13 protein-coding genes are annotated in these 14,790 nt (G+C 52.5%); all 13 read right to left on the bottom strand.

What is annotated here, in order from left to right:
• Positions 1-9: 9 nt before the first annotated feature.
• The gene (locus ADU23_RS14025) at positions 10-432 is read right to left on the bottom strand and encodes a hypothetical protein (RefSeq protein WP_053374308.1); all 423 of its coding nucleotides are present in this window, start codon (positions 430-432) and stop codon (positions 10-12) included.
• A 211-nt stretch (positions 433-643) separates the two neighbouring features.
• On the bottom strand, positions 644-1,507 hold the full coding sequence (locus tag ADU23_RS14020; RefSeq protein WP_053374307.1) for an STM4011 family radical SAM protein: 864 nt from the start codon (positions 1,505-1,507) through the stop codon (positions 644-646).
• The gene (locus ADU23_RS14015) at positions 1,504-2,913 is read right to left on the bottom strand and encodes an STM4012 family radical SAM protein (RefSeq protein ID WP_082311096.1); all 1,410 of its coding nucleotides are present in this window, start codon (positions 2,911-2,913) and stop codon (positions 1,504-1,506) included. Before ADU23_RS14015 ends, ADU23_RS14020 begins: the two co-directional genes overlap by 4 nt.
• Positions 2,882-3,667: an STM4013/SEN3800 family hydrolase gene (locus tag ADU23_RS14010; protein ID WP_053374306.1), complete on the bottom strand. Its 786-nt coding sequence runs from the start codon at positions 3,665-3,667 to the stop codon at positions 2,882-2,884. The genes ADU23_RS14015 and ADU23_RS14010 overlap by 32 nt, the downstream gene beginning before the upstream one ends.
• Positions 3,668-3,673: 6 nt before the next feature.
• The gene (locus ADU23_RS14005) at positions 3,674-4,927 is read right to left on the bottom strand and encodes an STM4014 family protein (protein ID WP_331459245.1); all 1,254 of its coding nucleotides are present in this window, start codon (positions 4,925-4,927) and stop codon (positions 3,674-3,676) included.
• Positions 4,900-5,739: an STM4015 family protein gene (locus ADU23_RS14000; protein WP_197286155.1), complete on the bottom strand. Its 840-nt coding sequence runs from the start codon at positions 5,737-5,739 to the stop codon at positions 4,900-4,902. Before ADU23_RS14000 ends, ADU23_RS14005 begins: the two co-directional genes overlap by 28 nt.
• A 140-nt stretch (positions 5,740-5,879) precedes the next feature.
• Positions 5,880-7,913 carry an ABC transporter ATP-binding protein gene (locus ADU23_RS13995; protein WP_053374303.1) on the bottom strand — a complete coding sequence of 678 codons (2,034 nt, stop codon included), beginning with the start codon at positions 7,911-7,913 and terminating at the stop codon, positions 5,880-5,882.
• A 14-nt stretch (positions 7,914-7,927) separates the two neighbouring features.
• A complete protein-coding gene (locus ADU23_RS13990) occupies positions 7,928-8,821 on the bottom strand; it encodes an ABC transporter permease (protein WP_053374302.1) in 894 nt (297 codons plus the stop codon).
• A 17-nt stretch (positions 8,822-8,838) separates the two neighbouring features.
• Entirely contained in the window at positions 8,839-9,765 is a 927-nt protein-coding gene (locus ADU23_RS13985) for an ABC transporter permease (protein ID WP_053374301.1), read from the bottom strand.
• 35 nt (positions 9,766-9,800) lie between these two features.
• Positions 9,801-11,471: an ABC transporter substrate-binding protein gene (locus ADU23_RS13980; RefSeq protein WP_053374300.1), complete on the bottom strand. Its 1,671-nt coding sequence runs from the start codon at positions 11,469-11,471 to the stop codon at positions 9,801-9,803.
• 31 nt (positions 11,472-11,502) lie between these two features.
• Entirely contained in the window at positions 11,503-12,909 is a 1,407-nt protein-coding gene (locus tag ADU23_RS13975; RefSeq protein WP_082311095.1) for an LLM class flavin-dependent oxidoreductase, read from the bottom strand.
• A 238-nt stretch (positions 12,910-13,147) separates the two neighbouring features.
• Positions 13,148-13,999 carry an SDR family oxidoreductase gene (locus ADU23_RS13970; RefSeq protein ID WP_053374299.1) on the bottom strand — a complete coding sequence of 284 codons (852 nt, stop codon included), beginning with the start codon at positions 13,997-13,999 and terminating at the stop codon, positions 13,148-13,150.
• Between the two features lie 185 nt (positions 14,000-14,184).
• Positions 14,185-14,730, bottom strand: a complete 546-nt coding sequence (locus ADU23_RS13965; protein WP_053374298.1) for a glycerol-3-phosphate responsive antiterminator — start codon at positions 14,728-14,730, stop codon at positions 14,185-14,187.
• Positions 14,731-14,790: the final 60 nt, after the last annotated feature.

Genomic DNA, 14,790 nt, shown 5'->3' with positions numbered 1-14,790 from the left:
CGTTTCGCTCTACCACGTGCTGCCCGCCAGCATCGTAAACCGAACGAACGCAATTTCATCGCCTTCATGCAGCGTAAGCGCATCATCCAGTTGCTCTATCTCATTTCCGTTAATAAACACCCGATATAAACCGTCCTCAAAAGCGAGTATAGCCGTTGAAATGGCCTCTTTCTCGTCTGCTTTCTTCTCGTTATAGAGCGCGCCGAAGCCAATTTTCCCGCTCTGGCCAAGCTGCTCGATATCGCCCTGCGTCAGAAAAGGAACAAGCGGCGTCTCGGTCTCCCGTTCGTTGAGCTGCCGGACATTCGTTGTCACCATGTCGATAATTAACGCCTTCAGCGTCAGCGGCACTTCGGATAATAGCCATGCAAGACGGTCAAGATGGTTTTTTCGCTTACCTAAGCTCTTAACCGTTATGAACACATTTAACACAGCTGCACCTCCAGCTTCTTAAATAGTCTATTACGAATACTGTACCATAATAAGGATTTTGGTTCCTAAATCAGAAATTTTATTGCAATCGATGACTGCCGCCAAGCAAAAATAAGCCGCCGCAAGGCACATGGGCATGACCTGATCGCGGCAGCTTCTTATTTTGACTCATCGACTGATCCATGGCTATCTGGATCGCGGTTAATGGCGTTTACCGAGCAAAACCAGCCGGTATTCGCTCCAGCAGCCGATCCCCATAAACCCGTTCCAGCCCGAGCTCCGGCATATGAATGTAGCCGATGTAACAGCCGCATTTTTTCATCCCGCAAGCCCGTTCGGCAGCTAATCCTTCCAATCCGTCTCGGTAGAGATGCCCGATAACCCTTCGATCGCTGTAGCACCGTTTGACGATGCCGGCGCCCTGCACGTAAAACACATTCGCCCCTGCGCCGCACGGCTTGCCTATGCTATCGTAATCGGGGACGTTCAGTCCGAAATGTGGATCGATTTGCGTTAAATACGCGATCTCTTCCTCTGAATAATAGGCTTTCCGATCCTTATAAGCGTTCACCCAAAGGTAGACATCCTCCGGAAGCAGCTTCCGCAGCTGCGCAATCGCATCAAACGCGCTTCGAATCCCAACCGAGCCTACGCTGAACGAAATTCCCTGCTCATAAAGCTTCATGCACTGGCTTAGAAATTGCTCCTGGCCCGTTTGGCCGGGATGATACGTTACCCAGAACGCTGCTTTGTCCTTGGCAAGCTGCTGCGTCCAATCAAGCTTAACCGATAGGTTCGTCTGTACGGCTACCTTCTTCACATGCGTCATATGGGAAAGCTCGATCATCGCATCGCGATACCAGCGGTGAACGAGCGCTTCGCCGTAAGGATTAAAAAAAATCGACAGCTGATGGCCCGCTGCTCCTTGCTCTCGAACCCACTCCATGAAAGCATGAAGCTGCTGCTTATCCTTCGCAAGCGTCTCTTTGCTATCCTTCGTTTTGCTGAAGGGACAATACGGACAGTCATAATTGCAGGATGACATTGCACCGCGGTAATAGAGCACCGCCTTCATCGGATCACGTACCCGTTCATCAGCTCTCTTACCTCGCCCGAAATCAGCTCATCCCCGATGGCGTCCGAATAAGCCAAACCAAGCGTCGTCAGCCGCAATACGCCCGACTCAAGTTCCGCTAGTCCCGTGCCGAGCAGCTCATTCAAATCAGGCTGATCCAGAAGCAGATCGGTCCCGAAGCGTTGCTCGTATGCGGATTGCTCCAATCCCTCCCGGTGCAGCAGCGCCTTAAGAACGTATCTGCGTTTTTGCTCCGCCTCGCTCAAGACAAAACCGTAATCTGCCGTGTCGTAGCTCTCAGCCGTTACATATTCCTCAATGATGCTTCTCGTTGCAGCGGTGCTTACGCCGTAACGCGAAGCGTAGTGGACATCGCGCGTATAGGAACGGGCGCCGCAGCCAAGGCCGACCATCCCTTCCTCCTGACAGCTGAAGGGCAGCACGCTCTTATGATTAAAAACGATATCCTTCGCGAAGCGCCTCATCGAATATTGCTTATAGCCGGCAGCCTCCAGACGCTCGCGGGCAATATGATAGAGCGAGAGCCGAATATCCTCTCCTCTGCCGAGCACTTGCTCCGGCTTCAATATCGTATTTTCACGCGTATAAAGCGGATATATAAAAATCTCCCCAGGCGCATAGCTGATTGCCTTCTCTAGGGAATACAGCCAGGTGTCCGCATTTTGCCCCGGTAAGCCATAGATAAGATCTACGTTTACGAGCGGAAATTGATAGCTCATCAGCGTTTCCAACGATTCCTCCGCAAGCCGCGGCTTCTGCGGACGGTAGATGGCGGAGGCTTCCTCCTCGACGAAGCTTTGGATGCCCATGCTGACGCGGTCAACCTGCCTATCCTTCAGCACGCGCATCCGGTCGGCAGTAACCGTCTCCGGCGACGTTTCTACCGATATCGATGCCTGCATAGGGTTAAGCCCCATCGTATGCTCGGCAATATCGAACAACCGATTCAATTGGCCCGCTTCCAGCAGCGTTGGCGTTCCGCCGCCAATCGCGAACCTGGAGAATGAGCGATTTTCAAACCAAGGTGCCCATTGCTCCGCCTGCCGCTGCAGCGCATCCACATATTGCTCATGAACATCGACGCGCCGGTCCGGCAGTGTAAATAGATTGCAAAATCCGCAGCGAGCCCCGCAAAAAGGAATGTGCATATACAAAAAGTGATAGTCCGTTTGATCCTTCTCCCACAGCTCCTTCAGCGATTGCGCGGGCTGCAAATCCCGATAAGCGGTCTTATGAGGATAGGAATACAAATACGAACGGTATGGAGCCTGCGTAAAGCGCTGCTCCCGCTCCCGCTCACGCAGCTCGGCAGATGATTTTAGCGATGATGATTGCAGCAAGCTGCATCCCTCCTTATTCCAATATAAACTCGCGATAAGGCACATCCCAAACGACCTCATGAGCCAATCGATGTCCCTCATAGCCGTCCTCGCCATACGCCGTCCCATGATCGGAGAACGCTAGGCAAAACGTTTTCCCCCTGCGCCGCAGCGCCTTGAATAACACGCCAAGCTGACTGTCCACATAACGAAGCGCTGCGCGCTGCGTCTCTATGGAATCCCGCTTTGCGCCTGGCACGAAGTAGTGATTAGGCCCGTGCATAGCCGATATATTCATAAACAAAAACAGCTTCTCAGCGGGATCGGCCTGCTCTAGCAGCTTCAGCGCGTGGTTCACCTGATGCTCGGTTGAGCGCGGATTCGTCACCCCAAAGGTCATCCGCCAATAGCTTTCTTGAAAATAACTAGGCAGCACCTTCGCAAGCTTATTTTTCTTCGTAAAAAAAATGACGCCTCCGATGCAGATCGTCCGGTAACCAGCCTCCTGCAAGCCGGATACGAGATCCGGAGCGTCAAATAACCATGTATGAGGGTGCGTCTTAAGCCCTGTATTTTTGGTGTGAAAAAGCCGCACGTGAGAGGCTTTGTCCGTGTTCGCGGGAGTGGGCAGAAAACCGCCGAAAAAAGCATGGTGGGCGGCATAGGTAAAGCTGCCCGGCGTATGCCGCTTCTCCCAGCCTCCGCCCGCGCAAAGATTCGGACAGTTCGCTTCCTCGAGCTTCGCCACGTCATAGCGCAGCGTATCAAGCGTAATCATCAAAATATCGTGGCTGCCCACGATTTGGTTCATATCCGGCATACGTTGCTATTCCTTTCTGAGAAGCTTGCGCATTTGCCATTCATAGGTGTTCATCCCCTCGTACTCGGCACCATAGAGCAAATCGCCAAATGGATTAATGTCTATCGCATAGGTAAGTCCGCTGCCCCGCTGAACGAGCACATCCACGCCCGCCGTCCTGCTTCCCGGAAAAGCGCGGAGCGCAGCTTCCGCAGCCTGCTTCACCGCCTGCTTCACCTCTGCCGAAAGCAGCCCATCGACATCCATTCTTCGCTCGTTGCGAAGATGCAGATTGGTAATGGGCGTGCTGCTCAGCCGCAGCACCGTATGGCAAGCCTCGCCGTCCACGACGAGCTGGCGCACGTCAAACGACTTGCTCTCGAAGCTGTCCTTCTCGATCCAGCGTTCAATATGTGCGCCTTCCCTGCACACCCAATCGATAATCGTCCGGATATCCGAATGCTCCCGGTAGCGCCGAAGCAGACCTGCATTGTAAAAGCTGCTGCTTCCGGCATGCTCCTCTACGCCAATGGTCGTAATCGCAAGCTCAGCGCCTGTGCTCGGGTTAATCTGATAGGCAATAACGCCTGAAGCGCCGGAGCCGCAGGCGAGCTTAATGAACAGCCGCCTCATGCCGCTAGCAGAGATTGCCGCTTGAAGCTGATCGTAGCTTCTTATCGTACCAACCGGCGCCGGCAGCGCCGGCACGCGAAGGCCTTGGCGCGACAATAGCTGCCAGCAGCTTCTTTTGTCGAACATGCTCGCGATGCTGCCGGGCGAATTGACCCAGCGGACAGCTTTTCTCGAAGCCCCAGCCTCCCGCTGCATAGCGGCAAGAAACCGGCAATACCCGCGGTACCACTGCGCCGGAAAATAAATTCGTCCATGCTGCTGAGGAAGGGCGAGGGCGTCTGCCGCCGGAATCGAGATGCTGCCTGGCAGCGAGCCCGCTGACCAGAAAACATCGTCGCCGCTCCGGTCAGGCGCGCCCCATGCGATCAGCTCCCGCTCAACCGCCTGATCCTCGCCAGGCGCATCGAGTCGTACGATGATCGGTTCGTCTCCCGCAAATTGTTGCAATACATCTTCTATGTACAAGGAACGACTAAGCAGCTGCTCATAGGGAAGCACAACAGCCGGAGCCAGCCCCAGCTTGCTCCTTGCCGCCTGCAGGCCCATTGTCCGTTTGTTCGCCGGATTCCCTATTAATAGAAAAGGAATCTCACCGTCGCTCTTTGCTGAATAGCTGCCCATCACTCTGTAAGGAAAGGATAACGCCAATCATCTTCATCCGCTTCCTGCTGATCGGTTACGTCAACCGACAAGCCCGACTGCTTCCAGCGCTCCAGCAGCTCGCCCGTCATATAATGATAGCTTAGGTTAAGATGCTTCAGCTTCTTAATGCGCTCGCTTGCAAGCAGTGCCTCCCCGCCTTCATCGGATAACGTGCCGTAAGAGAGATCCAGCGTATCCAATTGGTCCAAAATAGGCGCATCAGCAATCGCAACCGCGATTTCATCCTGAATTCCGCTGTCTTTCAAGCCCAAATAAGTGAGCTTCGGAAACAGATCACCCTTCATCAGCGGCAGCACATCCCCAATGCCGCCGTCAAAGCCGTAATCCTCGACGCCCAAATAGAGCTCAAGCCGCTTCAATTCCGGCAGCCTCGCGCTCGCGATTTCCTCAAGCACCGACTTTGGCAGTCCTCCGCAAATAATGACCAGCTCCTGCAGCTTGTCGTGGACGAGCGGCTGCAAGCTTAATTCTTGGCTGCCCTTAATCGATAACGACTGCAAATTCGGGAATGCCGCAAGCAGCGGGGAGAGATTAGTCTGGTTAATCCAGGAAACCTCGCATTCCTCAAAGCCCATATCTCCAATGAATAGTTTCGTTAGGTTAGGAAATGAATCCTTATGGCTGATCAAAGTGTCCAAAAAGCTATCTGGAGAATTCTCATACGCCTGACCCCAATCGCCAATCGTTAGAATAGACAGCTGCTCGCCATCCGCGCTCGATGCCAGTTTTTCAATTAAGCTAGACATTCTAATTCCTTCTTCATACTCGTCATAGCCAACCGATAAGCGAATTTCAATCAAGAGTATCCCTCCAATAGTTTCCATATGGAAATAGGTTAACATGCCATTTTTCAGCACGTCAATGGTCCCTTAGTCATATGTGCCTATCCGTAGACGAAAAAAAAGCCTAGAACCCCAGTAAATGAGGCTCTCGGCTTCTAAGCGGGATAATGGCATGCTGCCCAGTGCCCTTTCTCAATCTCTTGCAGCTCCGGCTGCTCGCTCTTGCACAGCGCAGTCGCTGCGGGGCAGCGGGTATGAAAACGACAGCCTGAGGGTGGACTTGCGGGGGACGGAATTTCGCCGTCAATCGTTAGCAGCCCTCTCTTGCGAGATGGGTCCGGCCAAGGAATGGAGGCAATCAGCGCTTTCGTATAGTGATGCGCCGGGTGCGTGAACAGCTCCTCGCTGTCGGCAATTTCTACAAGCTTGCCCAAGTACATGACGCCGATCCGGTTCGAGATATGTCTGACCACGTGAAGGCCATGGGCAATGAACAAATACGTCAGCCCCAGGCTCTGCTGCAAATCCTGCATCAAATTGACGATTTGCGCCTGCACCGATACATCAAGCGCCGATACCGCTTCATCGGCAAGCACGAAGGAGGGACGCAGCGCGATCGCTCTGGCGATGCCGATGCGCTGCCGCTGGCCGCCGGAAAATTCATGCGGATAGCGCTCATGCGAGGATGGATTAAGGCCTACGACATGCAGCAGCTCTTCAATCCGTGATTGTCTCTCCGCTGCGCTGAGCGAGGTGTGGATCGAGAGCGGCTCCCCAATGATATCGCCAACTCGCCAGCGCGGATTCATCGAGCCGTACGGATCTTGAAAGATCATCTGCATGTCCTTGCGCACCTCATGCAGCTGTGATTGTCTCAGTTCAGTCAACTGCTGCCCGGCAAAGGTCACCTTGCCCGCCGTAGCCTTCTCCAGCTGCATGATCACGCGGCCCAGCGTCGATTTGCCGCTGCCGGATTCGCCAACGAGGCCAAAGGTTTCCCCCTTGCGAATTTGGAAGGTCACATCATCGACAGCTCGAATAGAAGAGGGGTGACGCGAGAGCAAGCTTTTGCCAAGCGGGTAATATTTTCGCAGCCCTTCGATTTCAAATAGGTTCTCCGCAAAGGCCGCTCCCGCTTCCTCATGATCGCCTTCCACAGCTTCTTTAACCACTATAGACGTGTTTGCCTTTTCTGAACGTTTCCAAGCCTGCGTCTCCGCCAGTTCCTCTGCATACCAGCAAGCTGCCTTACGATCATTTACGTCAAAGAGAGGAGGGCTTTCCTTCACGCATTTTTCTGTTGCATGCGGACACCTTGGGTGGAAGCGGCAGCCACTCGGCAGCTCGAACAAATTCGGAATGCTTCCATCAATGGAGAACAGCTTCGAGCCTCTATCGCTGTCCAGCGTCGTAACGGAACGAAGCAAGCCCTGCGTGTAAGGGTGATGAGGCAGCTCGAACAGCTGCTCGGCCGTTGCCTCCTCAACGACTTGACCGGCATACATCACGATGATGCGGTCAGCCATTTCCGCGGCAATGCCCATATCATGCGTTATAAGCAGAATGGACATATTGAATTCTGCCTTCAGCTCCTGCAGCAGCTGCAAGATTTGCGCTTGTATCGTCATATCGAGCGCCGTTGTAGGCTCATCTGCAATAAGCAGCTCCGGTCCGCAGGCGAGCGCCATCGCAATCATCGCGCGCTGAAGCATGCCGCCGGACAGCTCGCCCGGATACTGCTTCATCCGAAGCTCCGGCTCTGGTATGCCGACGCGGCCCAGCAAATGAATTGCACGCTCCCGCGCCTTCTCGCGGCTGCCGAGCTTATGTCCGGCTATCACCTCGACAATCTGGCTGCCGATCGTAAACACCGGATCAAAAGCAGACATCGGCTCCTGAAACACCATCGCCATTTTTTTGCCGCGCAGCGTTCGCATCCCTCTTTGCGGCGTGCGCACAAGATCGATGCCGTCCAGCTTCATCTCGCCGCTTGCGATAACGCCGTTCTCATAATCGATCAAGCGCATGACCGATTTGGAAGTAATCGTCTTGCCGCTGCCGGATTCACCGACGAGACATACCGTCTCCCCCGGCTTCATGCTTAGCGATACGTCCGATATAGCGGTCAACCAGCCCTTCGGAGTAGCAAACTTGACGGTCAGATGCTCGATTTCAAGCAATGTTTTCAAATGAATGCCTCCTCCTAAACTCTGCTTTTCTTCGGATCAATATGGTCTCTAAGCTTGTCGCCCATCAGATTGACCGACAATACCAGCAAAGTAATGGCAAGGCCTGGGAAGGTGGACATCCACCAAGCGACCGTCAAATAACCTCTTCCCTGCGACAGCAGCGTGCCCCAATCGGGAATTTCCTTAATGACGCCCAGCCCAAGAAAGCTTAGCCCCGATCCGATCAGAATGGAGGTGCCTAAACCGATCGTAGCCATAACGAGCAGCGGCGACCAAGCATTCGGCAGAACATGGCGGAAGAAAATGCGCAAATGGCCGGCCCCGACCGAGCGTGCCGCCGTAATGAACGGACGCCCCTTGACGCTCATGATTTGGCCGCGGAATACTCTCGCATAACCCGGAACGGCCGAGAGAGCAACCGCCAGCACAACGTTAAACAAGCTTGGTCCCATCGCAGCCGCGATGGCTAGGGCGAATAGTATGCCGGGAATCGTCATTAGCACCTCGATAAAACCCATAATAACCGTATCGAATATGCCGCCAAGAAACCCCGACAGCGCGCCAATCGACGCTCCCAGAACTCCGCCGACGATAACCGATGCAAGACCGATCATCAGCGAGTCGCGGCTGCCATAGACGACTACGCTAAACACGTCGCGCCCGTAATAATCCGTGCCGAACAAATGCGTGAAGCTTGGCGGCAGCATAATATCGGTCATGATCATTTCTGTTGGCGAATAAGGAGCGATATGCTCCGGAATAAGCGCGCACAATACGATGAAGATCACGATAAAACCAGCTAGATAGACAAGCAAGTTGGATACATTAAGTGTGGCCCCTTTAGGCGCCGAGCGGCGCGCTGCCCTATATCGCAGCCAGGCCGGCTTGACGACTGCGGTCTCCTTCATGTGAAGCCCCCCTTTGCTTATTGCGAACGCCTTACCCTCGGATCGATGATCCGATAGGAGAGGTCCACAATTAAATTGATGACGACGTACATAATGGCCGAGAAAAAAACTACGCCCTGCACGACAGGCAAATCCTTGGACATGAGCGCATCCGATATGACTCTCCCGATTCCTTGGCGGGAGAATACCGTTTCGATGACGACGGTTCCCGCGAGCAGCTCGCCGCTAAGCACGCCAATCATCGTTAGGGCTGGAATAAGCGCGTTGCGAAGCGCATGCCGGTACATGACAAGCTTCTCCGACACGCCCTTCGCTCTCAGCGTCACGATAAACGGCTCGTTGATGACTTCCAGCATGCTGTTGCGGACGAGCCGCACGACGAAGCCCGCTCCGACAATGCCAAGCCCGATGGCCGGAAGAACAAGCGTCTTCCAGCCTTCCGAGCCCATCGCGGGAAACCAATCGAGCGTAATCGAGAAGATCAGAATAAGCAAAATACCCGACCAAAAGGTTGGCATCGAAATGCCGAACAACCCTACTATTCTTGCTGTTATGTCGATCCAGCGATCGCGGTGAATCGCCGACAGCACCCCAAGCCAAATGCCGACAACGGCTGCTATAAAGCAGCTTGCGGCCGTCAAAGCGAGCGTCGCCGGCAAATGAGCAATGATTTTGGGCAGCACCGGCTCGTCATTTACGATGGATTTGCCAAAATCACCTTGCAAAACCTTCGCTACATACGAGCCGAACTGTTCATAGAGCGGCCGATCAACGCCAAGCTGCGCGCGCAGGCTCGCAATCACCTCGGGCGTCACGGTGCTTGGATCAACCATAGACATAACCGGATCACCCGGCAGCAAATAAACGATAACAAATACGAGCACGAGCGAACCGAGTATGACGAGCAAGGAGGTAAACAACCGAATACTAATCGCTTTAAGCATCACTTACCTCCTTTGGAAGGATAGATTTCCACTGTTTATTTTTGAATAAACACATCATTGAACAACGGATAAGCAAGCGAATCAAACTTGATGCCATTCACTGTCTTCGAAGCTGCGATCGTATAAGGGAAAACATAGATCGGAATAATGACTGCTTGATCGATAATCGCTTTCTGAACGTTGGCATACAGCTCTTGCCTCTTCGCAGAGTCTTTCTCGATCAGACCTTGATCGATCCAGCTGTCCACTTCGGCGTTTTTGTACGCGGAAAGGTTTTGCTTGCCGGCTACGCTGACCGAATCCGAGTGATAAAATGCGCGCAGCGCTTCAGGATCGGAGTTAACCTGGCTGTTTCCGTAAATATCGTAGTCGCCATTCTCGAACACAATCGTGCGAACATCCTTCGTAATTTCCACTTCCACAGCAACGCCGATTTGCTTTAACTGCTGCTGAATGATGGCGGCTATGTCGTTTCTTTTCTCGCGGTTCGGCGAGCCGTCGACGTAATGAAGCGTCAGCTTCTTGCCGTCTTTGGCACGGAAGCCGTCAGCGCCCTTCACGTAGCCCAGCTCATCTAGCAGTGCATTTGCCTTGTCTAAATCAGGCTTTACGCCGCCCTCCAGCGACTTGTCGTAGCCGAAGGTTCCCGGCGTAAGCGGCGACCAAGCGCGGTCATACGTGCCCAAATATAACGTTTTGACGATTGCATCCACATCAATGGCCGATTGAAGCGCCTGCCTTGCTTTGAGCTCATTCCATGGCGCTTTCGTTTGGTTGATGAACAACGTATACGGCAGCCCTTGCGTATTCGATTTGAACAATTGAAGCTTCTCGTCTTTCTCAAGCGCGAGAATATTTTGCGGCGGAATCGTTTCGCCTGCCAGCACTTGGCCGCTCTGCACGCTTCCGATCCGAGTAGCCTCCTCGGGAGCAATTTTAAAGACGACTTTATCAAGGTATGGCGCTTCCTTGTTCTCTACGAGAGGCGGTGCCCATTTGTAATCGGGATTGCGCTCCACCGTAATTTGCGAATTTTCTTCCCAGCTCACAAATTTAAACGGTCCCGTTCCAACCGGATTTTTGCCAAGCTGATCGCCGTACTTCTGCGCGGCGGTTGGCGATACGATGCTGACCAGCGCTTGGCTGAGATTGCCTAGAAACGCATTGGAAGGCGTCTCCAAATTCAGCTTGACCGTATATTCGTCAATGACCTCGGCTGATTTGTAAGGCCTGATCAAAGCGGCTGAATTAGCGGCTTTCGTCTCCGGATTCAAAATCCGGTCGTAGTTATACTTCACCGCTTCCGCATTAAACGGAGTGCCGTCATGGAATTTAACGTCTTGGCGCAGCTTGAACGTGTAGCTCTTGCCATCCTCTGAAATTTCCCACTCCGTTGCCAGCCAAGGCTGGATCGTGCCGTCAGGAAGCTGGGCGACAAGGTTATCGTGAATCGTCCGAATGGCACGAACCGCCACCGCCAATCCGCTGCGATGCGGATCAAGCGTATCCGGCGACGTGGCCAGCGCATAGCTCAGCTCCCCGCCTTTAACCGGCCCGGCAGCGGCTGTTGTGTTCGTACTTGAGCCTGCTGCCGCCCCATCGTTTTTGCTGCCGGTTTTGCTCGTCCCCGCACAGCCGCTCAGCACCAGAACTAATGCTGTCGTAAGCGCAATAACGGTTTTCCATTTTTTTCTTTTTTGTAACATCTCCAAATCTCCCCCGTTCCTTCTATTTAAATTACAATGCTCCGTTCGCCTGCGCTGCCGATGCTGCTTCTGCTTCTGATGCCTCTTGATCCTCCAAAGCTTCCAGCTGCTTCAGGCGCTGCTCGGTATATCGATTGGTTGGAATCGCAAGGCCGAGGTTGCCGCGCAGCGTATCTGCCTCGTACTCGGTGCGGAATAAGCCGCGCTGCTGCAGTACCGGAATAACAAGCTCCACAAATTCGTCCAGCCCCGTCGGAACGCCCGCTCCGATAATAAATCCATCGATAGCGCCCTGCTCAAACCACTCTTGAATCAGGTCCGCAACCTTCTCCGACGTTCCGATAAACGGCGTTCTTGGCGTTGCCGCACGAAGTGCAGCTTGACGCAGCGTTAAGCTCTGTTCCTTCGCCTCCCGCTTAATTTTGTCCGTTGTGCTTTGGAAGCTGTTTTTGCCTAGCTCGCCAAGCTCAGGGAACGGTCCATCCAGCGGATATTGCTTGAAATCATGATGCTCGAAAAAACGTCCCAAATTGTCGAGCGCATTATCGATGCTGATCAATTGAGCCACTTCCTCGTATTTGCGCTCCGCTTCTTCATCCGTTGGCCCGACGATAACGCCAATACCCGGAAAAATAAGAATCTCTTCGGGCGAGCGTCCGAGCTCCGCCGCTCTGCGCTTCACATCCTGGTAGAAGGCTCTCGCTTCCCCCAGTGTCTCGTGGTTCGTAAAAATAGCATCAGCCGAGGCGGCTGCCAAGTTTCTTCCGCTCTCCGATGAGCCTGCTTGGAATACGACCGGCTGCCCCTGCTTCGATCTCGCGATGTTGAGCGGTCCCTTGACGGAGAAAAACTCGCCTTCGTGGTTTAGCGTGTGCAGCTTGCTTTTATCAAAAAACTCGCCGGTTTCCTTATTGCGTACAAACGCGTCATCCTCCCATGAATCCCATAGGCCGCGGGCCACCTTCAAATACTCGGCAGCGATGCGATAACGTTTGCTGTGGTCGGGATGCTGCTCAAGCGGAATGCTGTAGTTGAGCGCTGTGCCTTCAAGCGGAGAAGTCACGACATTCCAGCCCGCGCGCCCTCCGCTAATATGATCAAGGGAAGAGAACTGTCTAGATACGGTAAACGGTTGGCTGTAAGAAGTGGACAAGGTGCCTACCAGCCCGATTCTTGAAGTGACAGCGCCAAGCGCGGACAAAATGGTAATCGGCTCGAAGCGATTCAAGAAGTGGGGATTGGACTTTTCGTTAATGTACAAGCCGTCAGCAATGAACAAGAAATCAAATTTCCCTTCCTCTGCCTTAATAGCCTGCTGCTTGTAAAACTCAAAATTAACGCTCGCGTTTGCTACGGCATCCGGATGTCTCCAGCCCGCGAAGTTGCCTCCCGCACCATGCAATATAGCACCCAATCTAAGTTTCTTTTGCTCCGCCATAAATATCTCCACCCCTCATGTTTTAAAATATTTGAATACTATATAATTCAAATAGGTTTTATTGGAATTATGATGAGATGAGTCTACCACCTTCGTTCGAACGCAGTCAATTGCTGCCATAATAGATAAATTCTATTTCTATATTCAATAATTCAATGTTCTCGCTTTCTTACAAAGAGAAGGGAGGAAGGAAGGAAGGGGACGAGGGCCCCCTCGTATTTTTTCGGGAAGATAACCATCATTGAAGCGCTTTGCGGAGAGTCCATTCAATTACGCGCCAAGGGAGCATTTTTTTCATGAGGAAAATCAATTTGGCATCGCTGCCGCATGTATAACGAAGCTTTGGAGCGCGCGCTTTACAAATTTTCACGATCGTATTTGCCACATGAATCGGGTTAGGGGAGTTTTGCTCCGACTTTGCGTTGAAGTGATTAAATCGCTCAATCATATGGCTATACGGCGAGTCGGAATGGCTGCGATACACATGCTTGGCTGCAATGCCCGTATCATAGGTACCCGGCTGGACGAGCACGACAGGTATGGAAAATGACATGAGCTCCAGGCGCAAGGCTTCGCTAAACCCTTCCATCGCAAATTTTGAAGCCGAGTAGGCTCCCGTATTAGAAAATCCGATTATGCCCGCACCGCTGCTTACATTGATAATTTTGCCTTGCTTGCGCGTTCGCATATGAGGCAGCACCGCTTTCGTAACGGCTACCGTTCCGAAAAAATTAGTTTCCAGCTGAGCCCGCCAATCCGCCATCGGCACCTCCTCGATGACGCCCATCACGGCATAACCCGCATTGTTGATGAGCACGTCGATGCGCTCCCAGCGCTGTATGACAGTCTCGATTACAGCTGCTACGTTTTCGTGGTCCGTAATATCAAGCTTCATGGTCTCGATTCGTTCAAGAACGCCATTTTCTTTTGCTTTTGCGAGCAGTGCTTCTTTTTTTCCCATATCCCTCATCGTTGCGATGACGCGGAAGCCCTCCTGCGCCAGGCGGATTGAGGTTAACAGCCCGAACCCGCTGGATGCCCCGGTAATCAAAGCGATTGGTTGACTTGATAATAGAGCGGCCTTTGGCACCCTAATCCCACCTTTAACAAAAATAAATGATGTATGACTGATGTCAAAAAGCATTTGTTGTATTGAGTATAGCTTATCGGACGCAATTAGCGAGAGCAGGCAAGCCTTTGTTCCGAATAAGCAGAAGGGGCTGCCCCTTCGTAGATGAATCTACTTAAGCGACAGCCCCTAATGATATTCAATGTTCATTTTAAATTCCATAGTTCCATTCGGCTTGTCGATACAGCTACAGCTCCTGCGCCAAATAAGACGGGGAGATCCTCCTTTTTCTCGATGAATCCGCCCAAAATAATATCGACTCCGGTCTCTTTCTTGATGGCCTCTATTTTCGGATGCGAGAAGCTAGGCATAATTTCAATATAATCAGGCTTTATTTGCTTAGCAGAATTAATAATCGTCTTCATGGCGTGAGAATCGATGATGAACCCGCGTTGTATGGCACTCAGCCCGTATTTCTTGGCATTCATTAAGGACGAGGTTCTCGTACTGATCACTCCGTCGATCTTGATGCTTTTTGACAAAAAATGAATCGAGGCCTCGTCGTCCTTAATTCCTCTCACCATGTCCAAGTGGAGATATATTTTTTTGTTGGCGCTTTTAACGCATTGTACGATGCTTTGCAATTGGATCAGTTCGCCTTCCAGCAAAAAAATGACCTCTTGCGGCGATGCCAAAGCTTTCTCGAGCTCCTTAAAGCCTCGTACGGCCGGAATAACGGTATCTTTTATCATAGCTTCCCTCCTAGCTAGCATGGTCTAATTCCTGAATGGGAAGCTAGCTTCACGAACTAA

The sequence above is a fragment of the Paenibacillus sp. FJAT-27812 genome (assembly GCF_001273905.1).
Lineage (GTDB): Bacteria > Bacillota > Bacilli > Paenibacillales > Paenibacillaceae > Pristimantibacillus.
The sequence above is the reverse complement of the archived record's forward strand: the minus strand, read 5'-3'. Positions and strand labels throughout refer to the sequence as shown.

Excerpts from the sequence above, each read along its gene's own strand:
- ADU23_RS13985 (WP_053374301.1), bottom strand. The coding sequence starts at position 9,765 with ATGCTTAAAGCGATTAGTATTCGGTTGTTTACCTCCTTGCTCGTCATA.
- ADU23_RS14015 (WP_082311096.1), bottom strand. The coding sequence starts at position 2,913 with ATGTGCCTTATCGCGAGTTTATATTGGAATAAGGAGGGATGCAGCTTG.
- ADU23_RS13965 (WP_053374298.1), bottom strand. The coding sequence starts at position 14,730 with ATGATAAAAGATACCGTTATTCCGGCCGTACGAGGCTTTAAGGAGCTC.
- ADU23_RS14010 (WP_053374306.1), bottom strand. The coding sequence starts at position 3,667 with ATGCCGGATATGAACCAAATCGTGGGCAGCCACGATATTTTGATGATT.
- ADU23_RS14020 (WP_053374307.1), bottom strand. The coding sequence starts at position 1,507 with ATGAAGGCGGTGCTCTATTACCGCGGTGCAATGTCATCCTGCAATTAT.
- ADU23_RS13990 (WP_053374302.1), bottom strand. The coding sequence starts at position 8,821 with ATGAAGGAGACCGCAGTCGTCAAGCCGGCCTGGCTGCGATATAGGGCA.
- ADU23_RS13980 (WP_053374300.1), bottom strand. The coding sequence starts at position 11,471 with ATGTTACAAAAAAGAAAAAAATGGAAAACCGTTATTGCGCTTACGACA.
- ADU23_RS13975 (WP_082311095.1), bottom strand. The coding sequence starts at position 12,909 with ATGGCGGAGCAAAAGAAACTTAGATTGGGTGCTATATTGCATGGTGCG.